The 22,054-nt window shown below is 62.6% G+C and carries 21 protein-coding genes and 1 pseudogene; 15 read left to right on the forward strand and 7 right to left on the reverse strand.

Features of this window, described 5'->3' with window-relative positions; translation table 11 throughout:
• The first annotated feature begins 19 nt into the window (after positions 1-19).
• The 8 genes and pseudogenes from ACG873_RS28545 (at position 20) to ACG873_RS28580 (ending at position 10,171) form a co-directional block, all read left to right on the forward strand.
• A pseudogene (locus ACG873_RS28545) lies at positions 20-1,901 on the forward strand (extracellular solute-binding protein).
• The gene (locus ACG873_RS28550; RefSeq protein WP_394889168.1) at positions 1,901-3,781 is read left to right on the forward strand and encodes an extracellular solute-binding protein; all 1,881 of its coding nucleotides are present in this window, start codon (positions 1,901-1,903) and stop codon (positions 3,779-3,781) included. Before ACG873_RS28545 ends, ACG873_RS28550 begins: the two are co-directional and overlap by 1 nt.
• A 66-nt stretch (positions 3,782-3,847) precedes the next feature.
• Entirely contained in the window at positions 3,848-4,942 is a 1,095-nt protein-coding gene (locus tag ACG873_RS28555; RefSeq protein WP_394889169.1) for a microcin C ABC transporter permease YejB, read from the forward strand.
• A complete protein-coding gene (locus ACG873_RS28560; protein ID WP_394889171.1) occupies positions 4,942-6,075 on the forward strand; it encodes an ABC transporter permease in 1,134 nt (377 codons plus the stop codon). Before ACG873_RS28555 ends, ACG873_RS28560 begins: the two co-directional genes overlap by 1 nt.
• Positions 6,072-7,715 carry an ABC transporter ATP-binding protein gene (locus ACG873_RS28565; protein WP_394889172.1) on the forward strand — a complete coding sequence of 548 codons (1,644 nt, stop codon included), beginning with the start codon at positions 6,072-6,074 and terminating at the stop codon, positions 7,713-7,715. Before ACG873_RS28560 ends, ACG873_RS28565 begins: the two co-directional genes overlap by 4 nt.
• Before the next feature lie 21 nt (positions 7,716-7,736).
• Positions 7,737-8,678 (forward strand): 2-hydroxyacid dehydrogenase, encoded by a 942-nt coding sequence (locus ACG873_RS28570; protein ID WP_394889173.1) that lies wholly within the window; start codon positions 7,737-7,739, stop codon positions 8,676-8,678.
• A gap of 914 nt (positions 8,679-9,592) precedes the next feature.
• Positions 9,593-9,871, forward strand: a complete 279-nt coding sequence (locus ACG873_RS28575) for a type II toxin-antitoxin system RelE/ParE family toxin (RefSeq protein WP_394889174.1) — start codon at positions 9,593-9,595, stop codon at positions 9,869-9,871.
• A gap of 12 nt (positions 9,872-9,883) precedes the next feature.
• A complete protein-coding gene (locus ACG873_RS28580) occupies positions 9,884-10,171 on the forward strand; it encodes a HigA family addiction module antitoxin (protein WP_394889175.1) in 288 nt (95 codons plus the stop codon).
• A gap of 45 nt (positions 10,172-10,216) precedes the next feature.
• On the opposite strand, the gene argB is transcribed toward ACG873_RS28580, so the two are convergent.
• Complete coding sequence (gene argB, locus ACG873_RS28585; RefSeq protein WP_394889176.1) at positions 10,217-11,116, reverse strand: acetylglutamate kinase; 900 nt, start codon at positions 11,114-11,116, stop codon at positions 10,217-10,219.
• 126 nt (positions 11,117-11,242) lie between these two features.
• On the opposite strand from argB, the gene ACG873_RS28590 reads away from it, so the two are divergent.
• From ACG873_RS28590 to msrB, 4 genes are all read left to right on the forward strand, one after another.
• Positions 11,243-11,782 carry a sigma-70 family RNA polymerase sigma factor gene (locus tag ACG873_RS28590; protein ID WP_394889178.1) on the forward strand — a complete coding sequence of 180 codons (540 nt, stop codon included), beginning with the start codon at positions 11,243-11,245 and terminating at the stop codon, positions 11,780-11,782.
• The gene (locus ACG873_RS28595; RefSeq protein ID WP_394889179.1) at positions 11,779-12,492 is read left to right on the forward strand and encodes an anti-sigma factor; all 714 of its coding nucleotides are present in this window, start codon (positions 11,779-11,781) and stop codon (positions 12,490-12,492) included. Before ACG873_RS28590 ends, ACG873_RS28595 begins: the two co-directional genes overlap by 4 nt.
• A 162-nt stretch (positions 12,493-12,654) precedes the next feature.
• Positions 12,655-13,131 (forward strand): fasciclin domain-containing protein, encoded by a 477-nt coding sequence (locus ACG873_RS28600; protein ID WP_394889180.1) that lies wholly within the window; start codon positions 12,655-12,657, stop codon positions 13,129-13,131.
• A 195-nt stretch (positions 13,132-13,326) separates the two neighbouring features.
• On the forward strand, positions 13,327-13,824 hold the full coding sequence (gene msrB / locus ACG873_RS28605; protein WP_394889182.1) for a peptide-methionine (R)-S-oxide reductase MsrB: 498 nt from the start codon (positions 13,327-13,329) through the stop codon (positions 13,822-13,824).
• 237 nt (positions 13,825-14,061) lie between these two features.
• Here the strand turns inward: msrB and yihA are convergent, their stop codons facing one another.
• The 6 genes from yihA to ACG873_RS28635 form a co-directional block, all read right to left on the reverse strand.
• Entirely contained in the window at positions 14,062-14,709 is a 648-nt protein-coding gene (gene yihA, locus ACG873_RS28610; protein ID WP_394893752.1) for a ribosome biogenesis GTP-binding protein YihA/YsxC, read from the reverse strand.
• 20 nt (positions 14,710-14,729) lie between these two features.
• On the reverse strand, positions 14,730-15,368 hold the full coding sequence (locus tag ACG873_RS28615) for a CatB-related O-acetyltransferase (RefSeq protein WP_394889183.1): 639 nt from the start codon (positions 15,366-15,368) through the stop codon (positions 14,730-14,732).
• Between the two features lie 149 nt (positions 15,369-15,517).
• Positions 15,518-17,335, reverse strand: a complete 1,818-nt coding sequence (gene yidC / locus ACG873_RS28620) for a membrane protein insertase YidC (RefSeq protein ID WP_394889185.1) — start codon at positions 17,333-17,335, stop codon at positions 15,518-15,520.
• 21 nt (positions 17,336-17,356) lie between these two features.
• A complete protein-coding gene (gene rnpA / locus ACG873_RS28625) occupies positions 17,357-17,710 on the reverse strand; it encodes a ribonuclease P protein component (protein WP_394889186.1) in 354 nt (117 codons plus the stop codon).
• A 16-nt stretch (positions 17,711-17,726) separates the two neighbouring features.
• Positions 17,727-17,861 carry a 50S ribosomal protein L34 gene (rpmH, locus tag ACG873_RS28630; RefSeq protein ID WP_008833937.1) on the reverse strand — a complete coding sequence of 45 codons (135 nt, stop codon included), beginning with the start codon at positions 17,859-17,861 and terminating at the stop codon, positions 17,727-17,729.
• Between the two features lie 190 nt (positions 17,862-18,051).
• Positions 18,052-18,960, reverse strand: coding sequence for an SDR family oxidoreductase (locus tag ACG873_RS28635; RefSeq protein ID WP_394889197.1), 909 nt, complete (start codon positions 18,958-18,960; stop codon positions 18,052-18,054).
• Positions 18,961-19,063: 103 nt separating this feature from the next.
• Between ACG873_RS28635 and ACG873_RS28640 the strand changes: the two genes are divergently transcribed.
• The 3 genes from ACG873_RS28640 (at position 19,064) to ACG873_RS28650 (ending at position 22,027) form a co-directional block, all read left to right on the forward strand.
• The gene (locus ACG873_RS28640; protein ID WP_394889199.1) at positions 19,064-19,633 is read left to right on the forward strand and encodes a TetR family transcriptional regulator; all 570 of its coding nucleotides are present in this window, start codon (positions 19,064-19,066) and stop codon (positions 19,631-19,633) included.
• A gap of 149 nt (positions 19,634-19,782) precedes the next feature.
• Positions 19,783-20,550, forward strand: a complete 768-nt coding sequence (locus ACG873_RS28645) for a TVP38/TMEM64 family protein (RefSeq protein WP_394889200.1) — start codon at positions 19,783-19,785, stop codon at positions 20,548-20,550.
• A gap of 49 nt (positions 20,551-20,599) precedes the next feature.
• Positions 20,600-22,027 carry a dihydrolipoyl dehydrogenase family protein gene (locus ACG873_RS28650; RefSeq protein WP_394889201.1) on the forward strand — a complete coding sequence of 476 codons (1,428 nt, stop codon included), beginning with the start codon at positions 20,600-20,602 and terminating at the stop codon, positions 22,025-22,027.
• The last annotated feature ends 27 nt before the right edge of the window (positions 22,028-22,054 follow it).

A 22,054-nucleotide genomic window follows, 5' to 3' on the forward strand; every position in this document is an offset into this window, starting at 1 on the left:
GTCTGATGGAGAATGAGTGATGAACGTTTGCGGAATCGGTTTTCTTGGCAAGGCCGGATTGGCTGCCGCGATATTCGCATCCAGCCTCTTTTCGGCATCGGCGGACGAATGGCGCACCTCCGACTCGCTGACCGGCGAGATCCAAATACGGCCAGGATTTCAAACGTTACGACTATGTGAATCCGGACGCGCCCAAGGGCGGCACGCTCAACTTGACAGTCGTCGGCACCTTCGACAGCTTCAATCCCTATATCGTCCAAGGCAGCCCTGCGGCAGGCTTCGCCGCATTCGGCGGCGGCATCCTGTACGACACGCTGATGGAGCAGTCGGTCGACGAGCCGAGCGCCAGCCATGCGCTAGTGGCCGAGGCCTTCAAGTTTCCTGACGATTTCTCCTCGGCCACCTATCGCCTCAACCCGAAGGCGAAATGGCACGACGGCAAGCCGATCACCGTGGAAGACGTCATTTGGTCCTTCAACGTGCTCAAGGAGCACAGCCCGCAATACAGCCATTATTACGCCAACGTGACGGAAGCGGTGGCGATTTCCGATCGCGAAGTCGAGTTCCGTTTCGACCAGAAGGGAAATCGCGAACTGCCGCACATCATGGGCGATCTCGTCGTTTTGCCGAAGCATTGGTGGGAAGGCACCGATGCCTCAGGCAAGAAGCGGGACATCACAAGGCCGACGCTGGAAGCCCCGCTCGGCTCGGGCGCCTATCGCATAGAGAGCTTCAAGCCGGGATCGCAGATAGTCTGGGCGCGTGTGCCCGATTATTGGGCGGCAGATGTGCCCGTGAAGGTCGGACGCGAAAATTTCGATCGCCAGACATTTCTCTACTTCCAAGATGACAACGCAGCCTGGCAGGCATTCACCAAGGGCGGCTATGAGGACATTCAAGTTGAAAACAGCTCGCGGCGTTGGATGACGCAATATACCTTCCCCGCAGCCAAGGACGGCGACGTGATCAAGAAGGAGTTCAAGAGCACCGCCGGCGTTTTCATGCAGGCATTCGCGCTCAATCTGCGGCGGCCGCAGTTTCAGGATCGGCGTGTGCGCAAGGCGCTGACGCTCGCCTACGATTTCGAGTACCAGAACCGCACGCTGTTCTTCGGGCAGAATACCCGCACCAGCAGCTATTTCGTGGGAACCGAACTCGCCTCGAGCGGTCTTCCCACCGGTAAGGAACTCGAGATTCTCACGCCCCACAAGGACAAGCTGCCGCCGGAACTTTTCACCGAGGAGTTCAAGGTTCCGGTCTACGACACGCCACAGGCCGAGCGGAAATACCTGCGGGAGGCCATCGCCCTTTTCGCTGAGGCCGGCTGGAGGATCAGCGGCGGCAAGATGGTCAACGACAAGGGCGAGCAGTTCAAGATCGAGTTCCTCGGCAGCGGCCCGACGGATGAGGTCATTGCGAACTCCTATATCGAGAACCTCCGCAAAATCGGCATCGACGCTTCGCTGCGCATCGTCGACCCGTCGCAATACGTAAACCGCGTCAACAATTTCGACTTCGATGTGGATACGACTGCCCTCAACCAATCGGCATCTCCGGGCAACGAGCAGCGTGATTTCTGGGGCTCGAAGGCAGCAGACTCGCCGGGATCGCGCAACGTCATGGGCATCAAGGACCCCATTGTCGACGCGCTGGTTGACCGCGTCATCTTCGCAACCAATCGCGAGGATCTCGTCGCCGCCACCCACGCGCTCGATCGCGTGCTTTTGTGGAACTATTACGTCGTCCCGCAATATCATCGCCCGGTTCAGTGGGTGGCCTACTGGAACAAGTTCGGGATACCGGAAAAACAATCGGAATATATCGGCGCCGACATCGAGTCCTGGTGGGTCGACCCTGAAAAGGAAGCAGCGCTCGCGGCCAAATACGAGAGCATCAATTGATGCGGCCGATTCCGCGACGGAGCTTCCTTGCCGGGGCCGCATCCGCGGCGGCGGCGCCGCTGCTGCCTTCGTTTGCCTTCGCGGCGACGCCGACCGGCACGAAGCTGCATGGCCTTTCGGCCTTCGGCGACCTGAAATACGCGGCGGATTTCACGCATTTCGACTACGTCAATCCGGATGCGCCGAAGGGCGGCACATTCAATTTCTCGCCGCCCAGCTGGTTCTTCAACCAGAGCACGCTGACCTTCAACACGCTGAACAGCTTCGTGCCCAGGGGCGATGCCCCTCCGCGTATGGAAATATGTTTCGACTCGCTGATGACCGGTATCCTAACAGGCCCGCTCGACGAACCCGACGCCGTCTACGGGCTGCTTGCCGAGACAGTCACACTCTCGGACGACCGCAACACATTCGAGTTCGCTTTGCGCCCCGAAGCGAAGTTCCATGACGGAACGCCGCTGACCGCCGAGGACTGCGCCTTCACCTTCAAGCTCTTCAAGGAGCATGGCCACCCGAATCTGATGCTGCCGCTGAGCGAAATGACCGACGTAGTGGCAGTCGATGCGCGCACCTTCCGCCTTGTCTTTTCGGGCAAGCAATCGGAGCGCACGGTGCTCAACGTGGTCAGCTTTCCGATCCTCTCGAAAACCTATTTCGAAGCCAATCCGTTCGACGGACGCGGTCTGAAGCCGCCGCTCGGCTCCGGGCCGTACAAGGTCGGGCGTGTCGTCGCCGGACAGGCCATCGAATATGAGCGCGTCGCTGATTATTGGGGCCAAGATCTGCCGGTCAATCGTGGGCTGTACAACTTCGATCGAATCCGGATCGAATTCTACGGCGCGCGGCAGGCCGCATTCGAAGCCTTCAAGAAGGGCGACATCTTCTACCGGCAGGAACACACCGCGCGCGTCTGGGCCACGGAATATAGTTTTCCGGCTGTCGCCGCGGGTAAGGTCATCAAGCGCGAGTTTCCTGCCGAGAAGCGGCCATCGATGCAGGCAATCGCGGTCAACCAGCGGCGCGAGCGTTTCCGCGACCGGCGCGTGCGCCAGGCGATCGCGCTTTGCTTCGACTTCGAATGGACGAAGCGAAATTTGTTCTACGATGCCTATGAGCGGTCGCAGTCCTCCTTCGAGAAGTCCGACTACAAGGCCGAGGGCATGCCGTCGCCGGCGGAACTGGAGTTGCTGGAGCCCCTGCGCGACAAGATTCCGCCGGAAGCATTCGGCGAGGCGGTCATCCAGCCGGTGTCCGACGGATCCGGCCGCGACCGCAAGCTTCTGAGCGCGGCATCCAAGCTGCTGGCCGAGGCGGGTTGGAAGCGCGACGGACCGCTGGTCACCAATGGCAAGGGGGAAAGTCTGGCTGTGGAATTCCTGGTCGAGGAAGACTCGCTTGCCCGCGTTTTGACGTCGTGGATGGAGAACATGAGGGCGATCGGCTTCGACGCCACCATCCGTATGGTCGATTCGGCGCAGTACCAGGCGCGGCAGGCCGATTTCGATTTCGATCTCGTCATGATGGCGCTTTCCTTCACCGCCACGCCGACCCGCGACGATATGGAATCGCTGTTCCATTCTCGCTCGGCCGATCTGCCGGGTTCGAGAAATTTTCCGGGTACGGCCGACCCTGCCATCGACTCATTGATCGATGCGATCGGCCGCGCCGCAGATCGCGAAAGCCTGGTTACGGCGGTCCGCGCGCTCGACCGGGTCTTGCGCGCGCGGCTCGACTGGATTCCAAATTGGTATTCGGCGAATCACCGGGCGGCTTTCTGGGACATGTTCGGCTTCAAGGAGCCGAAACCAGATTACGGCTTCCCGGTCGAAGCCATGTGGTGGTTCGACAAGGACAAGGCGGCGGCTATTGGCAAAGGGTGATGAACGACGTGACGCGGCTTTGCTGATGCGTTGCCATTCTTCGCACTCTTCGGCGGGCACGGCCTGATGGGCGCCTATATCCTCCGACGCGTGCTTTTGATGATCCCGACGCTGTTCGGCATCATGGCGATCTCGTTCGTTGTCATACAGTTCGCACCGGGCGGTCCGGTCGAGCAGGTGATTGCGCAACTGACCGGGCAGGGCGGCGAGGACCGCCTTTCGGGCGGCGGCGGCGACATGGGCGCGAGCAATCTCGACGCGGGTGGCGGGGCCTCATCGAGATACCGCGGCGCGCAGGGGCTTAATCCCGAATTCATCGCCAAGCTGGAACAGCAATTCGGCTTCGACAGGCCGCCGCTCGAACGCTTCTTCAAGATGCTGTGGGACTATGCCCGCTTCGATTTCGGCGAGAGTTTCTTCCGCGATATTTCGGTCATCGACCTGATCCTCGAGAAGATGCCGGTGTCGATCTCGATCGGGCTGTGGACCACCCTCCTCTCCTATTTCATCTCCATCCCGCTCGGCATCCGCAAGGCCGTCAAGGACGGGTCGGCCTTCGATGTCTGGACGAGCGGAATCGTTATCGTCGGCTATGCAATCCCGGGCTTCCTGTTCGCGATCCTGCTCATGGTGCTGTTCGCCGGCGGATCGTTCTTCGACTGGTTCCCGCTGCGTGGCCTGACATCGGACAATTTCGACCAGTTGTCGCTCGGCGGAAAAATCCTCGACTATTTCTGGCATCTGGCGCTGCCGCTGACGGCGCTGGTGCTGTCCGCCTTCGCAACCACGACGCTGCTCACCAAGAACTCGTTCCTGGACGAGATCCGCAAGCAGTATGTCGTCACGGCGCGGGCCAAGGGGCTGTCCGAGGGGCGCGTTCTCTACGGCCATGTCTTCCGCAACGCTATGCTAATCGTCATCGCCGGCTTTCCCGGCGCTTTCATCGCGGCCTTCTTCACCGGGTCGCTGCTGATCGAGAACATCTTCTCCCTGGACGGGCTTGGGCTGCTCGGCTTTCGCTCCGTCGTGGCGCGCGACTATCCGGTCGTCTTCGCCAATCTCTATATCTTCTCGCTGATCGGTCTGTTCGTCGGCCTGATCTCGGACCTGATCTACACCTGGATCGACCCGCGCATCGATTTTGAGCGGAGGGACGTCTGATGTCGACGGTCGAAGGAACCGCTGTGCGCGCCGCCCGGCCATGGCTGTCGCCGCTCAACCAGCGGCGCTGGCAGAATTTCAAGGCAAACCGCCGCGGCTACTGGTCGCTCGGGATATTTCTCGTGCTGTTCATCCTGTCGATGTTTGCCGAGTTCGTCGCCAACGACCGGCCGATCCTTGCCTTCTACAAGGGCGAGTTGCTGGTTCCGGCGTTGGTCGATTATCCGGAGGAGAAATTTGGCGGCTTCTATGCCGTCACCGATTATCGCGACCCGGTGATATCGGACGAGATCGAAGCCAATGGCTGGCTGATCTGGCCGCCGGTCCGCTATTCGTATCGCACGGTGAACAATGAAATCCCGGAAGCCGCTCCGTCCCGGCCGTCATGGATGTTCACCAAGGAAGAGCGCTGCCAGCGCTATCCGCTGGGCGTCGACGACCCGAACTGCACGATAGGCAACTGGAATTGGCTCGGCACCGACGATCAGGCGCGCGACGTTCTGGCCCGCGTCATCTACGGCTTCCGCGTTTCGGTGCTGTTCGGCCTCATCCTCACCTTGGGATCGGCGGTCATCGGCGTTTCGGCCGGCGCGGTCCAGGGCTATTTCGGCGGAATGACCGATCTCATATTCCAGCGCGTCATCGAGATATGGTCGTCGATCCCGGTGCTCTACCTGCTCCTCATCATTGCGGCCATCCTGCCGCCCGGCTTCTTTATCCTGCTCGGCATCATGCTCCTGTTTTCCTGGGTGAGCTTCGTCGGCATCGTGCGCGCCGAATTCCTGCGTGCGCGCAATTTCGAATATGTGAACGCGGCGCGTGCGCTGGGCGTCTCCAACGGGACCATCATGTTCCGCCATCTTCTGCCCAACGCGATGGTGGCGACGTTGACGTTCCTGCCCTTCATCTTGAATGGATCGATCACCACGCTGACCTCGCTCGACTTCCTCGGCTTCGGCCTGCCGCCCGGTTCCGCCTCGCTCGGCGAACTGCTGAAGCAGGCCCAGCGCAATCTCAACGCGCCTTGGCTCGGGATCTCGGGTTTTGTCGTGATGTCGCTGATGCTGTCGCTGCTGATCTTCGTCGGCGAGGCCACGCGCGACGCGTTCGATCCACGCAAGACGTTCAAATGAGGGGCGCCCAGTTGACTTCCCCCCTTCTCTCCGTCCGCGATCTTTCCGTCGCCTTCAGCCAGGGCGGCAGAACGACCGCGGCCGTCGACCATATCTCCTTCGATATCGCCAAGGGCGAGACGGTGGCGCTGGTCGGCGAATCCGGGTCGGGCAAGTCTGTCACGGCGCTTTCGGTGCTCAAGCTCCTGCCTTACCCGCCGGCAAGCCACCCGTCCGGCCAGATACTGTTCCAGGGCAACGATCTTCTGGCCAAGGGCGAGAACGAGTTGCGCAAGGTGCGCGGCAACAAGATCACCATGATCTTCCAGGAGCCGATGACTTCGCTCAATCCGCTGCACACGATCGAGCAGCAGATCGTCGAGGTGCTGTCGCTGCACCAGGGCCTGGGCGACCGGCAGGCGCGCGCCCGCACGCTGGAGCTTCTCAATGAAGTCGGGATCCGCGAGCCGCAGAAGCGGCTCGATGCCTATCCGCACCAATTGTCGGGCGGCCAGCGGCAGCGCGTGATGATCGCCATGGCGCTGGCGAACGAGCCGGAACTCTTGATCGCCGACGAGCCTACCACGGCGCTCGATGTGACCGTGCAGGCGCAGATACTCGAATTGCTCGCCGGACTGAAGGCCCGCAAGGGCATGTCCATGCTGTTCATCACCCACGACCTCGGCATCGTCCGCAAGATCACCGATCGGGTTTGCGTGATGACCAACGGCAAGATCGTCGAAACGGGGCCGACCAGAGAGATTTTCGACAAGCCGCAACACGACTATACCCGCCACCTGCTCGCCGCCGAGCCGAAGGGCCAACCCCCGGCTGCCGATACGAGCGCGAAGACGGTGATGTTGGGCGACGGCGTCAAGGTGTGGTTTCCTATCAAGCAGGGTTTTTTCCGCAGAACCGTCGACCATGTGAAGGCGGTGGATGGCATTGATGTCACGGTACGCGCCGGCCAGACGCTGGGCGTGGTGGGCGAATCCGGCTCGGGCAAGACGACGCTCGGCCTCGCCCTCGCCCGCATGATCTCGTCCGAAGGCAAGATCCATTTCAATGGCCGCGACATCGACCGGCTTTCGTTCAACGAAATGCGCCCGCTGCGGCGCGAATTGCAGATCGTGTTCCAGGATCCGTTTGGCTCGCTCAGCCCGCGCATGTCGATCGCCGAAATCATCGAGGAGGGCCTCAAGATCCACGAGCCGAAATTGTCGGCCGAGGATCGCGACAGGCGAGTGGTCGACGTGTTGAAGGAGGTCGGGCTCGATCCTGAGACGCGCTTCCGCTACCCGCATGAGTTTTCGGGCGGGCAGCGCCAGCGCATCGCGATCGCGCGGGCGATGGTGCTCAACCCGCGCTTCGTCATGCTCGACGAGCCGACCTCGGCGCTCGACATGAGCGTGCAGGCGCAGGTGGTCGACCTCCTGCGCAACTTGCAAGCCAAGCACGATCTCGCCTACCTGTTCATCAGCCACGACCTGAAGGTCATCCGGGCGCTGGCCAACGAGGTGATCGTGATGCGCAACGGCAAGATCGTCGAATCCGGCTCGGCAAAGCAGATTTTCGAGGCCCCGCAGTCCGACTATACGAGGGCGCTGATTTCGGCGGCCTTCAAGATCGAGACCGCGCCGACCGGCGTCGTCAGCGAATAGCGTTCCAGGAAGAAACGAGACATGCAGAAGGGCCGCATCCTGCTTTCGGTCACCGGCTTCAATCCGCGGCGCTGGATGGAATTGTTGTCCGTCGACCGCGAGGTGGTGCTGGAACCTGACGGTCCGACCGACCCGTCCATCACCTACGCGGTGGTGTGGAAGCAGCGCCCGAACGTGCTTGCCCGCCTGCCCAATCTGCGGGCGATCTTCTCGATCGGCGCCGGCGTCGATCACATCTTCACCGATCCGGGCGTGCCGGACGTGCCCATCGTGCGCGTCGTCGCGGAGAATCTCACCCAATATATGACCGAGTATGTCGTATGGCGGGTTCTCGACCATCATCGGCAAGGCATGCTCTATCGCGCCCAGCAGCGGAAAAAGGTCTGGCACGAGCCGCCGCAGCGGCCGGCTAACGACATTTCGGTCGGCATCATGGGTCTGGGGCAGCTCGGCCGAGCCGCGGCCGCCGCGCTGCTGGCGCTCGGCTTCCGGGTCAATGGCTGGGGCCGGACCGACCGGCCGATGGCCGGTGTCACCACCTTCTCCGGCGATGGCGGGCTGATCCCGTTCCTCAATGCGACCGACATTCTCGTGGTGCTTTTGCCGCTGACGCCGGCAACGCAAGGCATCGTCAATTATTGGTTGCTTCGGGAATTGAGACGGCGCAACGGGCTTGGCGGCGCCGTGCTGATCAATGCCGGGCGCGGCAGATTGCAGCGCGACGCCGACATACTTCGCGCGATCGAAGACGGCACGCTGAAGGAGGCGAGCCTCGACGTCTTCGAGGTCGAGCCGCTGCCCAGGACCAGCCCGCTCTGGTCGCATCCGCGCGTCTTCGTCACGCCGCATGCGGCGGCGACTTCCGATCCCGCGCATCTGACAGCTCCCATGCTCGCGCAGATGGACGCCTATGAGCGCGGCGAGCCGCTGCAAAACGTCGTCGACCGCGAGGCGGGATATTAGTGGGGGCCTCTTTCGAAGAGGCGATGAGCTGCGGTGCGCATACATGGATTGATCCTTCACCTAATCACCCCCTCACCGGCTCGTTTTACTTGCCACCTCTCCCCAGCCGGGGAGGAGCGGCTTCGGCGATTGGCGCATTTCTCCATCCCTACCAGTGCGCCTTCGAGGCGCGCTGCGCTCGCATCTCAGGATGAGGGAGGTTGGGTGCCGGCCGTCAATCTCGAAGGTTTAGCCCGACGCCACGCAATCCTCATCCGAGGTGCGAGGGAGCCTCGCCTCGCCTCGGTAAACTCAGGAGACGCGCTTCCTCTTTGCCACGCTGCGTTGCCGCCCTGGCTGTTGTTCGAGAAGTCACCCCTTGCGAGGTGGGATGATGGGCGGCCGTCCGATCGCGCATCAAAGTTAAATTATATGCGACCTTGCGGCCGCCCATCCGGCATTTTTGGTTCCGCCCGCTCCGTTTGCTCGGGAAATGGTGGAGGCCGCCGGCATTGGCGCCGGTCGTCTTCGCGGCCACTTCCCGCCTCCGTGCCTCCTCTCGACACACAGGGGCCGTATTACCCCCTTGGAGCCAGGTTTTCGGCGGAACCCCCCGGACCAATCGCCACGTTAGCGACCGATCGGAGGCGCCGGTTCCTCCCCCGCAAATCACCGTCATGACCGGCGGTCCCGCGGGAGGAACGGGCCTATTGTGCGGGCGCGGCAGGGGGTGTGGATAAACGAGCGCGCGAAAATTGTTCTCGCCGGCTACTATCCCATTGATCAGGAACGGATCTTTTCTTGACCGCCTCGAAATGAGGGTGGATTCTATCCACAATGGAGGTAGGCGAATGTCGCCTTTCATGAGCAGATCGACGCTTCAGATTCATTTACTCCGGCTTGATGTACTACGACATACGTAGTACAATCGGCGCGTGATCAAATCCTGGGCGAACAGCGCTACCCGGAAATTTGCCGAAGAGGGAAAGGGCAGGTTTTCGGGATTGGATGAGGGTTCCGCGAGCGATCTCTTGGCTGCTCTTGATGCCGCGTCCTCGTTGAAGGATCTCAGCCCATTGAAATCGGTAGGGCTTCACAAGCTGACAGGAAATCGCAAGGGGCAATGGGCGATGACGATAAACGGTCCGTGGCGGCTATGTTTCAAATTCAGGGACGGCGATGCCTGGGACGTGGAGATCGTCGATTATCATTGATAGGAGCGCACGATGGTCCCGGTTCATCCAGGTCGTATACTCAAGCGCGAATTGATCGCGCGGGAGTTGTCGGCCAATCGACTGGCGTTGGCACTTAGGCTGCCGTCCGGCAGAATTACCGACATACTGAACGAGAAACGCGGCATTTCGCCGGACACGGCTTTGCGGCTTGCCCGCTACTTCGGCAATAGCGCGCGCTTTTGGCTCAATCTGCAAACAGCGTTCGAACTCGCCGTCGCGGAACGGGAAATCGGCTCCTTGATCGCCGAAGAGGTAAAGCCGCTTACGGATGCCGCCTGACGCATTGCGGCGGAATTCTTATGACCTGCTAAGTGCGCGCCGCACCTACGGCACGATGAGCGTGCCGGCGCCGTGTTGGGTGAAGAGTTCGAGCAGGACCGCGTGCGGCGTCTTGCCGTTGAGGATGACGACGCCCTCAACCCCGCGCTCGATAGCCTCGATGCAGGTCTCCACCTTCGGGATCATGCCGCCGGAAATCGTGCCGTTCCTGATAAGTGCGCGGGCTTCCGCCACGGTAAGCTCGTCGATGAGGTTCTTGTCCTTGTCGAGGACGCCGGGGACGTCGGTCAGGAAAAGCAGGCGAGACGCGCCCAGCGCGCCGGCGATGGCGCCGGCGAATGTGTCGGCGTTGATGTTGTAGGTGTGGCCGTCGCGGCCGGGGGCCACCGGCGCCAGCACCGGGATCATTTCGGAACGCGCCAGCAGGTCGAGCAGCGTGCGGTCGACCTCGACCGGTTCTCCGACGAAGCCGAGGTCGAGCACGCGCTCTATGTTCGAGTCCGGATCGGTGACGGTCTTCCTGGCCTTTTCGGCGAAGACCATGTTGCCATCCTTGCCGCAGAGCCCGATCGCCCACTCGCCCTCGGCGTTGATCAGCGCGACGATCTCCTTGTTGATCGAGCCGGCCAGCACCATTTCGACGATCTCGACCGTCTTGCGGTCGGTGACGCGCAGGCCGCCCTCGAATTTCGATTCGATGCCCATCTTGCTGAGCATCGCGCCGATCTGCGGACCGCCGCCATGCACGACGATCGGGTTGACGCCGGACTGCTTCAGAAGGGCGATGTCGCGCGCGAAGGCCTGGCCGAGCGCCGCGTCGCCCATGGCGTGGCCGCCATATTTCACCACCACGGTCTTGTTCTCGTAGCGCTGCATGTAGGGCAGGGCGGCGGAAAGCAGGTGCGCTTGCTCGGCGGCGGTTGCGGCAATGTCCGTCGGTGTCATCAGGCTTTCCCCGGAACTGGAATCGGCGGTTACTTAGCGGCAAAGATCATGACGGGCAAATGATAAGCGTGGCCGATCTGGCCCGGCACCGTTGCAAATCAACGGCAAAGCCGTAATTTGGCGCCGATGACGCCGCAGGACATTACGAAACTGATTGTCCGCACCTCGATGGGGGAACGTGCGGCTTTCGACCTGCTTTACCGGCAGACCAGCGCGAAACTTTTCGGGGTCTGCCTGCGTGTCTTGAATGATCGCGCCGAGGCCGAGGAGGCGCTGCAGGAGGTGTTCGTCAAGATATGGACGAAGGCCGACCGCTTCGCGGTTTCGGAACTCAGCCCGATTTCGTGGCTGGTGGCGATCGCGCGCAATCATTCGATCGACCGCATCCGCGCGCGACGGCCGCCGGCCGTCGGCGTGGACGCCGCGCTGGACATAGTGGACCCGACGCCCGGGCCCGAGGCGATGGCGGTGGCGGGTGGGGAAAGCGAACGCATTCAACGTTGCCTCGATGAACTGGAGCCGGACCGTGCGGCGGCCGTGCGCGGCGCCTATCTGTCCGGGGAAAGCTATGCCGAACTGGCGGAGCGCCATGGCGTGCCGCTCAACACGATGCGAACATGGCTGCGCCGCAGCCTGATAAAGCTTAGGGAATGTCTGGAGCGATGAGCATCGCCGACGAAAGCGGACCGGAACCCGGAAGCGACGACATGGTCGCCGCCGAATACGTTCTCGGCGTGCTGCCGGCGGACGAGCGTCGGGCGGCGGCCCGGCGCATCGACGCCGAGCCGGATTTCGCGCGGCTGGTTGATGAGTGGGAGGTCCGGCTTTCGCCGATGGCCGGGGCGTACCCGGAAGTGGAGGCGCCGACTTCGGTGAAAGCGGCGCTCGACCGGCGCCTGTTTGCCGGCGAAAACCCGACGGCAATGTCCTCCTGGTGGTCGAGCCTGGCTTTCTGGCGCGGGCTGGCTGTTGCCTCGCTCGCCGCCCTCGCGCTTTACATCGCCGTTCCCTACCTGTCGCCGCCGGCGCAGACGCCGCCGCGGCGGCTGGTCGCGTCGCTGGCGGCGGAGGGAAGCGATGTGCGCTATCTTGCCCTCTACGATCCCGAACGCGGCGCGGTCGGGCTTTCGCACGTTTCGGGCGAACGCGCTTCGGGCCGCGATTTCGAACTGTGGATGATCGAGGGAAACAACCCGCCGGTTTCGATGGGCGTGATCCCGGCCGGCCCCACCGCGCATATCGAGATTGCGCCGGAAGCCCGCGAGAAGCTCGGCTCGGGCGCGGTTCTTGCCGTCAGTCTCGAGCCGGCAGGCGGCTCGCCCACCGGTCAGCCGACCGGTCCGGTCGTGGCGGCGGGCGATCTGAAGAACATCTGACGAATTTTTTTTGGCCGTGCGAAACTTCGGCATTCAGCGCCCGTATCTCCCTGCGTCCCCGATTTGCGGGAAAATCAAACCAGGGAGTTCCTTCACATGCGCAAGTACCTCATCGCCGCCGCTCTTTCCGTGCTCGCCACCGCCGCCTAGGCCGAAAACCCGATGGTCGGCGGCGCCGCCATGCCCGCGGAAAAGAACATCATCGAGAACGCCGTCAATTCCAAGGACCACACCACGCTGGTCGCAGCCGTGAAGGCGGCCGGTCTCGTCGAGACGCTGCAGGGCGCCGGCCCGTTCACCGTCTTTGCGCCGACCAACGCGGCCTTCGAGGCGCTGCCGGCGGGCACCGTCGAGACGCTGCTGAAGCCCGAGAACAAGGATCAGCTGACGAAAATCCTGACCTGCCATGTCGTCGGCGCCGAGGCCATGTCGGACGCCATCGGCAAGATGATCGCCGACGACGGCGGCACGCACCCGGTCAAGACCGTTGGCGGTTGCACATTGCAGGCCAAGATGGACGGCGAAAAGATCACGCTGACCGACGAGAACGGCACGGTTGCGACCGTGACGATCGCCGATGTCGACCAGTCGAACGGCGTCATCCATGTCATCGACAAGGTCATTACGCCGAAGGCGTAGCATCCTTCGCGGCCGCCGCGCATCCCTCCAAGCCGTCGGCGACCGGATCGTGCAGATCTGTACCTGCGCGATTTTGAGCGCCCCAGCCAGCCGCTCCGTCGGCTTGCATGGGGCGCCTTTTTCACGGGCATCAATGGGAGTTGATTTGGCCGTGAGTGCCCAGGCGGCTAAGACCTGAGCCCAGAGGAGAAAGCCATGAATAGACGCAGCTTCCTGTTTTCCGGCGCGGCCGTCGCATTCCTGGCCGGAACGACGGCGCTGTGGCGCATGGGCAAGCCGACCGACGCCAGGGCGGAATCCTTCGAGGTGACAAAGACCGAGGAGGAATGGCGCGCGCTGCTGAGCGAGGCGCAGTACGCGGTGCTGCGCGAGGAGGACACCGAGCCTGCCGGCACGAGCCCCCTCAACAACGAGAAGCGCAAGGGTATTTTCCACTGCGCCGGCTGCGATCTTCCCCTCTATCCTTCGGAGACGAAATACGAATCCGGAACCGGCTGGCCGAGTTTCTGGGATTCGCTGCCGGGCGCAATCGGCACCAAGGAAGACAATTTGCTGTTCATGACGCGGACCGAAGTTCATTGCCGCCGCTGCGGCGGCCATCTTGGACACATATTCGACGACGGTCCCCCGCCGACCGGCAAGCGCCACTGCCTCAACGGATTGGCGCTGACGTTCAAGCCGGCCACCGCGTAGAAATCGCCGCAAATTCGCTCTGCTGCCTCCTCTTTTTGGCGGGTTCGCATGTGAGGAGTTGGCTGTGGGGTCACAGCTCTCTCGATTGTTCTGATCGGATTCTGATTCTTCAGCGTTCCGGCATGGAATCCATGCCGGAACGCAGAGGAGATAAAAATCGGAGCAAAGGATGTTCTTTTCCTGGAGATGGGGATGCCTCTACAGGCAGGGCAGCGGGCGGTGGAAAATATCGCTTCCTCACCCGCCCCGGACCGCCAGGGCGATCGCCTCGCGCAGTTCGTCCATGCCGTCGCCTTTTTCCGAGGAGGTGGCGATGACCGTCGGGAAGGCGGCGGGGCGCTTGCGGATTTTTTCCAGCGTCTCGGAGATCAGCCGCGGAATGCCGGCGGCCTTGATCTTGTCGGTCTTGGTCAGGACGATCTGGTAGGAGACCGCGGCCTTGTCGAGCAGCCGCAGCACCTCTTCGTCGTTCTTCTTGACGCCATGCCGCGCGTCGATCAGCACATAGACGCGCTTCAGCGTCGCCCGGCCCTTGAGATAGTCGAAGACGAGCTTGGTCCACTCGTCGACCTTTTCCTTGGGCGCGGTGGCGTAGCCGTAGCCGGGCATGTCGACCAGCGCCATCGGCGGCAGGTCGGCGCCTTCGCCGGAATAGCCGTCGGGAACAAAATAGTTGAGTTCCTGGGTACGGCCGGGCGTGTTCGAGGTGCGGGCGAGGCCCTTCTGGCCGACGAGCGCGTTGATCAGCGACGACTTGCCGACATTGGAGCGGCCGGCAAAGGCGATCTCGACCGGCCCTTCCGGCGGCAGGAACTTCATCGACGGAACGCCGCGAATGAAGATCCATGGCACAGAAAACAGGTCGCTCGCGACTTCCGCTGCCATGCCGTTTCGTGTCTCTTCGTTCAAACTGCTGCCTCCAGGCGGTCGATGTCGGCACCGCGTATGGCGTCGAGATTGCGGGTGAGCTTATCGGCCGGCCAGTTCCACCATGCAATGGCCAGGAGCCGCTTTATCGTCATCCTGTCGTAGCGCAACTTCACCACCTTGGCCGGATTGCCGGCGACGATCGCATAGTCTGGCACGTCGTGCGTGACGACGGATTTGGCTGCGACGATCGCGCCGTCGCCGATGGTCACGCCGGGCAGGATCAGCGCCTCCATGCCGATCCAGACGTCATTGCTGACGACAGTGTTGCCGCGGTTTTCCTTCGCCCAGGTGCGCGGGTCGAAGCCTTCTTCCCAGCCATGCCCGAAAATGTTGAACGGGTAAGTCGAAAAGCCGGACATCGCGTGGTTGGCGCCGTTCATGATGAAGCGGGCGCCTTCGGCGATGGCACAGAAGCGGCCGATGATGAGCTTGTCGCCGATGAATGGGTAGTGATGCAGCACGCATTTTTCGGCGAAGCGGTCGGGTCCGTCCGGATCGTCATAATAGGTGTAATCGCCGATCTCGATGTTCTCGGCCGTGACCAGCGATTTCAGGAAGCCGACGCGCGGGTGCAAGGGAATGGGATGTTTGATCGCGGGGTTGGGTCCGTCCATGACAGGGTCCGTCCAGTCGGCAATGGGGGCAGGGCGCAATGGATGCTACAACGTAGCGCTGCGCTGTGCCGACATCTATACGCAGGACCAGCATTTGGCAGAAATGAGAAAAGCCCCGGCCGGGCCGGGGCTTTCCGTTGGAAGGCCGGCTATTCGGCCGGACTGGGCTTTTTCTTGAACAGCCCGATCAGATTGTCCCACAATTCGATCTTGGCGCCCTGGCGCTTCATGATGACGCCCTGCTGGATGATCGAAAGCAGGTTGTTCCACGCCCAGTAGATGACCAGGCCGGCCGGGAACGACGCCAGCATGAAGGTGAAGATCACCGGCATCCAGGTGAAGATCATCGCCTGTGTCGGGTCCGGCGGCGTCGGGTTCATCCGCATCTGCAGGAACATGGTGACGCCCATGATCAGCGGCCAGACGCCGATATGGAGGTACTCCGGCACCATGAACGGCAACAGGCCGAACAGGTTGAACAGCGATGTCGGATCGGGCGCGGCGAGATCCTGGATCCAGCCGAAGAAGGGCGCATGGCGCATCTCGATGGTGATGTAGAGCACCTTGTAGAGCGCGAAGAAGACCGGGATCTGGATGAGAACCGGCCAGCAGCCAGCCAGCGGGTTGATCTTCTCGGTCTTGTAGAGCTCCATCATCGCCTGCTGCTGCTTCATCTTGTCGTCCGCGTATTTCTCGCGGATTTCCAACATCTTCGGCTGCACCATCTTCATGTTCGCCATCGACTTGTAGGACTTGTTGGCGAGCGGGAAGAAGACGGCCTTGACCACCACCGTGGTAGCGAGGATCGCCAGGCCGAAATTGCCGAGCAGATTGTAGAGCCAGTCGATGAGATGAAACATCGGCTTGGTGATGAAGTAGAACCAGCCCCAGTCGATCAGAAGCTCGAACTGGCGGATGTTGCGCTCGATCTCGTAGGCGTCGATCCTGGCCACTTCCTTGGCGCCAGCGAAGACCTGCGTTTCCACTGTCGCGGACTGCCCCGGAGCGACCTGGATCGCATCCGTCAGATAGTCCGACTGATAGCGGCTGCGTCCTTCGCTGAAATAGCCGAAGCGCGGCTGGAAGGGTTGCTTGCCCGACGGAACCAGCGTCACTGCCCAATATTTGTCGGTGATGCCGAGCCAGCCGTCCGTGGATTTGCCGGGGACGATCAGTTTGTCGTCCTCGATCGTCGAATAGTCGATTTCCTGCAGGCCTTCCTCGCCTGTGACCCCGATCAGGCCTTCGTGGAGCACGTAGATCGACGCGGTGGTCGGTTTGTCGAAGCGCGTGACGCGGCCGTAGTTGGACAACGAGACGGGGGCCGAGCCGGCATTCGCCACCGTGTCGGTAACGGTGAACATGTAGCCGTCATCGACCGCGATCGTGCGCTTGAAGGTAAGGCCCTTGTCGTTCGTGTAGGAGAGCGTGACGGGCGTGTCCGGCGTCAGCGTCGGGTTGCCCTCGACGGTCCAGACGGTGTCGGGTCCGGGGACAGAGCCGGTCGCCTCGTTGCCGACAAACCCGATCTCGGCATAGTAGCCGTTGGGCAGGGCCGAGGGATTGAGCAGTTCGATATTGGGCGAATTCTTGTCGACCGTCAGACGGTAATCCTTGAGCCGCAGATCGTCGATGCGCGCGCCGGTCAGGTTGAGCGAGCCGGCCAGGGCCGGCGTGTCGATCGCGACGCGCTGCGAGACGGCAAGCGCCTGCTCGCGGCCGGCGGGCGTAGTACCGTCGGTTCCGGGCAGGCCGGGCACCGACCCGGCAGGCGCGGCGGGGGTTTCGGTTCCGGCCGCGCCCGGCGTGCCAGGCTGCGCCTTCTTCTCGGCTTCAGCGCGCTCGGCCTCGATTTGGGCGATCTCGCGCTCGCTCTCGATGCGCGGGTTCATGTAGAACACCTGCCACAACGTCAGGATCAGCACCGACAGCGCGATGGTAATAAAGAAATTACGGTTGTTTTCCATCGTGGCCTTTAGTCCGTGACCTTAGCGCTTTGAGCGGATGCGGCGTGAAAGTTCGGCTGCAAGCTGGCCGAAAGGGGCGTCGAGAACGTCTTCGCGCCCGACGATGACATAATCATTGCCGGGCTGCATGTCACGTGCGGCATGAACGCGGACAGCCTCTTTGAGGCGCCGACGCACGCGGTTACGCTGAACCGCGTTGCCGGTCTTCTTCGTGACCGTGAAGCCGACGCGCGGCGGGCCGGCGTCGGAGCGATCCAGCACTTCCAGCAGAAAAAGCCGCCCACGGCGCTTTTCACCACGCCGGACGGCAAGAAATTCCGCCCGCTTGCGAAGCCGAGCAGGGGAGGGAAGGCCAGGCTTGCCGGTATCCGGCAACGATCCCGTCTTTCGCTCAGGCAGACAGCCGCTTCCTGCCGCGGTTGCGACGGGCTGCGACGACGCCGCGGCCGCCCTTGGTGGCCATGCGCGCGCGGAAGCCGTGCCGGCGCTTGCGGACGAGTTTGGATGGCTGATAGGTACGCTTCATTTGTTTTAATACCGCGGTGTGCGGCCCTTCTTGAGACTGCCACTTTTTGTGAACAGAGCTTCGCCGGCCTTCCTTGGCGCAATCGGAACTGCGCCGGACGCGTGGCCCGAGCGTGAGCGGGCTTATAGAAACAAGGTTTTGCGAAGTCAATCGTTGCGGCGGCAGCGTGAAATCCGGATTCCCCAGCCGCCTACCGATAGCCGGTCGCGTCGGCCGGCTTGCCGGCGTCCTGCACTTCCACGACGTATGGCCAGGCATCGGGGCGAGAGCCGTCGAGATCGGTGAAGCCGTAGACCTGCGCCACCCCACCGCTGGAAAGCGACTGGCCGTTCCAGCGCGCGCGGTCGGGATCGGCCGCCAGTGCCGCCACGGCGCGTCCTACGAAGCGCGGCGTCTCGGAGATCACGAAATGCGGCACCTTCGCGATCGCGTCGCGCCAGTTCGCCTCGGTGACACCGAAGGCCTCCAGCATCATCTCCGAACGCAACCATCCGGGCGTCAGCGAAACCGAGGTCGCGCCGTGCGGCGCGAGGTCCTTGGCGTGTGCCCAGGCCATCCGCGTCACCGCCACCTTGGCGAGATCGTAGAAAGGCGAGAGCCTGTAGTGGTCGGCATTGTATTCGGCTGTGCCGTCCGTCACCTCGACGAGAAGACCACCCGGGCGCTCGATCATCAGCGGAAGGGCATAATGGGCCGTGATCAGGTGGGTGTCGATGCCGAGACGCAACATGCGCAGGCCGTTCTCAAGATTGTGGTCCCAGACCGGCTTGTTCCACTCGAAGAGCTTCTCGCCGCCCCAGATGTCGTTGACGAGCACGTCGAGCCTGCCCTGCTCGGCGCGGATGCGGTCGACCAGCTTCTGGACGTCGCCGGCGATCAGATGATCGACCTGTACGGCTATGCCCTTGCCGCCCGCCGCGGAGACCAGTTCCTCCGTTTCCTCGATTGTTTCGGGGCGGGCATATTCGGATTGCTGGCTGCGCGTCGTGCGTCCGGTCACATAAACCGTCGCGCCGGCGGCTCCCAATTCAACCGCGATGCCGCGGCCCGCGCCGCGCGTTGCGCCCGCAACCAACGCAATCTTTCCCTGAAGCGTCATCGAACTCTCCCACGCTGAATTCACAATGAATTTCTGTCCGAAGGTTGGCATTTGCCGGCCTTTCGTTTATAAACGAATATTCAGTTATAAACGAAAGGTCAAGATGCCGCGCACCAAGAGGCTATCCGACGAGCAGGTTCTGGAAGGCGCGCTCAAGCTCCTTCACGAAAGCGGGCCCGAGGCTCTGACCTTTGAGAGCGTAGCTCGCGCCTGCGGCCTTTCGGCAGCGACATTGGTGCAGCGCTTCAAGAACAAGGCGGGTTTGAAGCAAAGCACGCTGTTGCTCGCCTGGGACCGGCTGGACGAGAAGACCGAGCAGCTTGCGGCCACTGTCCCGAAAACTCCCGACGGAGCGGTCGAACTGCTGGTCGCGCTGTCGAGCGACTATGGCGGGATCGAAGCCTATGCGGAGGGACTGCTGGTCCTGCGCGAAGATCTCCGCGATCCCATCCTTAGGGCGCGGGGCGCTGCCTGGAAGGCTGCACTGTCCACCGCCCTCGAAGATTGCTTCTCCCAAGTCAGGCGTGCGCCGCAAGGGATCGGCCTGCTGACGGCATCGCAATGGCAGGGCTCGCTCCTCTGGTGGAGTTTCGACCCCGAGGGAAGCGTGGAAAGCTATGTCGAGGCAAGCCTGCGCCGTTTCATTTACGCCATAGTCGTGTCTGGATCTTAACGGCGGTCCGACGTCGCGTCTCACGAAGGGGTGAGCGCCGCGCAAGATCCAGTCAAAACGAGGTGAGAGGCGCCGTCATGCGCTTGCATGCGCGCCCTTTGTGGATCAACTGGCCTTGACCGTCGGAAAAATCGCGTAAGGTAGGACGAATGGCCACGGAGGCAGTCGCAACAAGCATGGCCGAGGACGAAAAGGGGCGGAAACCCGTGGCGAAGCGCTGGCGCTTCCTGCCGCTTCTCCTGATCGTGGCCGGGCTCGGCTTCGGCTATGCGATGGGCTGGCATCGTTATCTGACGCTGGAATTCCTCGCCGACAGCCGTCTGGCCCTGAAAGCATTGGTCTCGGCCAACCCGGTCGCAGCGCCGCTTGGCTTCACGCTGCTTTACGCAGTCGCGGTGGCTTTTTCATTTCCGGCGGCTTCGGTCCTGACTATTTTCGCGGGCTTCCTGTTCGGCTGGCTGTTTGGCGCGGTGCTCGCCGTCATCGGGGCTACGGCGGGCGCCACGGCCTTGTTCCTAGCCGCGCGCACCGCCTTCGGCGGGTTCCTGAAGGAGCGCGCCGGCGGCGCGGCGGCCAGGCTTTCGCAAGGGTTCGAGCGCGACGCTTTCAGCTATCTCCTGGTCCTGCGCATCGCCCCCTTCATCCCGTTCTTCGTCGTCAACATCGCTCCTGCCGTCTTCAACGTGCGCCTTCGGATTTTTGTTGTGGCGACGCTGATAGGCATCCTGCCCGGCGCCTTCGCCTATGCCTGGCTCGGCCAGGGCGTCGACAGCGTGCTGGTGGCGGCGCGGCGGGCCGGCCGGGAAGTCGCCGTCGGCGACTTGGTTACGCCGGAGATCACCATCGCCTTTGCGGCGCTCGCGCTTGTCGCGGCTCTCGCCGCCGTCGTAAGGAAAGTCTGGATGCGCGCGGCCTGACGTGGCCGGCAGAACCGCCCGGCAATCCCGTTCCCCGCAAAGGCATTTGATGGCGAAGGTCCTTACTCCCGACATCTGCATCATCGGCGCCGGTTCCGGCGGCCTTTCGGTCGCGGCTGCATCGGCGGCCTTCGGCGTTCCGGTCGTGCTTATCGAGAAGGGCAGGATGGGCGGCGATTGCCTGAATTATGGCTGCGTTCCATCCAAGGCGCTGATCGCGGCGGCCAAGCAGGCCCACATGATGCGCCATGGCGAGAAATTCGGCATCGGCGCAGTCGAGCCCGAAATCGATTTCCGCAAGGTCAACGGCCATGTCCACGGCGTGATCGAAGCTATCGCGCCCAACGATTCCGTTGGCCGCTTCTCCGCGCTCGGCGTCCACGTCATCCAGGCGGAAGCGCGCTTCAAGGATGATCGCACGGTGGTTGCCGGCGATTTCGAGATCTGCGCCCGACGTTTCGTTGTGGCCACCGGCTCGTCGCCGCTGGTTCCCCCGATAGAGGGGATAGACAGTGTCGACTACCTGACCAACGAGAGCGTGTTCGACCTGAAGCGGCGACCGGGGCATCTCATCGTGATCGGCGGCGGCCCGATCGGAATGGAGCTTGCGCAGGCGCATCGCCGGCTGGGTTCGCGGGTGACCGTGCTCGAGGCGGCGAAGGCGCTCGGCAAGGACGATCCCGAACTTGCAGCACTTGTGCTGAGGCAGATCCGCGCCGAGGGTGTCGACATCCGCGAAAATGCGAAGGTCGCCAAGGTCGAGAAGCGTGGCAAGACCGGCATCCGCGTTCATATCGAAACGGACGGAGGGCGAAAGACAATCGACGGCACGCATCTGCTTTTGGCTGCGGGACGCGCCGCCAATGCCGCCGGCCTCGATCTCGAAAAGGCCGGCATAGATTATGACGCGAAGGGTCTGAAGGTCACCGGTAGGCTGAGGACCACCAACCGCCGTGTCTATGCGGTGGGCGACGTGGCCGGCTCGCTGCAATTCACCCATGTCGCCAACTACCACGCCGGCATCGTCATCCGCGCGCTGCTGTTTCGGCTGCCGGCGCGCGAGAGGCTCCGCGCCATGCCGTGGGTGACCTTCACCGATCCCGAGCTTGCCCATGTCGGCATGACCGAGGCGGATGCGGTGAAGGCCGGTGTAAAAATCCGCATCCTGCGCTGGCCTTATGCCGAAAACGATCGCGCCCAGGCTGAACGCAGGACCGAAGGCCACATCAAGGTCGTCGCCGACCGGCGCGGCAGGATACTCGGCGCCACCATCGTCGGGGCCAATGCGGCCGAGATCATCAATATGTGGGCGCTGGCATTGTCGAAAGGACTGAACCTGCGCGACGTCGCCGGCTACGTCGCGCCCTATCCGACAATGAGCGAAATTGGCAAACGCGCCGCGATCACCTATTTTGCGGGTGTGGCGGGCAAACCGCTGGTGCGCCGGCTGGTGCGCTTCCTGCGCCTGTTCGGTTGAACCGGCGGCATGCCGGAAGACGGAGAG

The organism is Allomesorhizobium aridi (assembly GCF_043769475.1).
In the GTDB taxonomy this organism is placed as follows: Bacteria; Pseudomonadota; Alphaproteobacteria; order Rhizobiales; family Rhizobiaceae; genus Allomesorhizobium.

Coding starts and splice junctions, on each gene's coding strand:
- ACG873_RS28550 (WP_394889168.1), top strand. CDS start 1,901: ATGCGGCCGATTCCGCGACGGAGCTTCCTTGCCGGGGCCGCATCCGCG.
- ACG873_RS28555 (WP_394889169.1), top strand. CDS start 3,848: ATGGGCGCCTATATCCTCCGACGCGTGCTTTTGATGATCCCGACGCTG.
- ACG873_RS28560 (WP_394889171.1), top strand. CDS start 4,942: ATGTCGACGGTCGAAGGAACCGCTGTGCGCGCCGCCCGGCCATGGCTG.
- ACG873_RS28565 (WP_394889172.1), top strand. CDS start 6,072: ATGAGGGGCGCCCAGTTGACTTCCCCCCTTCTCTCCGTCCGCGATCTT.
- ACG873_RS28570 (WP_394889173.1), top strand. CDS start 7,737: ATGCAGAAGGGCCGCATCCTGCTTTCGGTCACCGGCTTCAATCCGCGG.
- ACG873_RS28580 (WP_394889175.1), top strand. CDS start 9,884: ATGGTCCCGGTTCATCCAGGTCGTATACTCAAGCGCGAATTGATCGCG.
- argB (WP_394889176.1), bottom strand. CDS start 11,116: ATGACACCGACGGACATTGCCGCAACCGCCGCCGAGCAAGCGCACCTG.
- ACG873_RS28590 (WP_394889178.1), top strand. CDS start 11,243: ATGACGCCGCAGGACATTACGAAACTGATTGTCCGCACCTCGATGGGG.
- ACG873_RS28595 (WP_394889179.1), top strand. CDS start 11,779: ATGAGCATCGCCGACGAAAGCGGACCGGAACCCGGAAGCGACGACATG.
- ACG873_RS28600 (WP_394889180.1), top strand. CDS start 12,655: ATGGTCGGCGGCGCCGCCATGCCCGCGGAAAAGAACATCATCGAGAAC.
- msrB (WP_394889182.1), top strand. CDS start 13,327: ATGAATAGACGCAGCTTCCTGTTTTCCGGCGCGGCCGTCGCATTCCTG.
- yihA (WP_394893752.1), bottom strand. CDS start 14,709: ATGGCAGCGGAAGTCGCGAGCGACCTGTTTTCTGTGCCATGGATCTTC.
- ACG873_RS28615 (WP_394889183.1), bottom strand. CDS start 15,368: ATGGACGGACCCAACCCCGCGATCAAACATCCCATTCCCTTGCACCCG.
- yidC (WP_394889185.1), bottom strand. CDS start 17,335: ATGGAAAACAACCGTAATTTCTTTATTACCATCGCGCTGTCGGTGCTG.
- rpmH (WP_008833937.1), bottom strand. CDS start 17,861: ATGAAGCGTACCTATCAGCCATCCAAACTCGTCCGCAAGCGCCGGCAC.
- ACG873_RS28635 (WP_394889197.1), bottom strand. CDS start 18,960: ATGACGCTTCAGGGAAAGATTGCGTTGGTTGCGGGCGCAACGCGCGGC.
- ACG873_RS28640 (WP_394889199.1), top strand. CDS start 19,064: ATGCCGCGCACCAAGAGGCTATCCGACGAGCAGGTTCTGGAAGGCGCG.
- ACG873_RS28645 (WP_394889200.1), top strand. CDS start 19,783: ATGGCCACGGAGGCAGTCGCAACAAGCATGGCCGAGGACGAAAAGGGG.
- ACG873_RS28650 (WP_394889201.1), top strand. CDS start 20,600: ATGGCGAAGGTCCTTACTCCCGACATCTGCATCATCGGCGCCGGTTCC.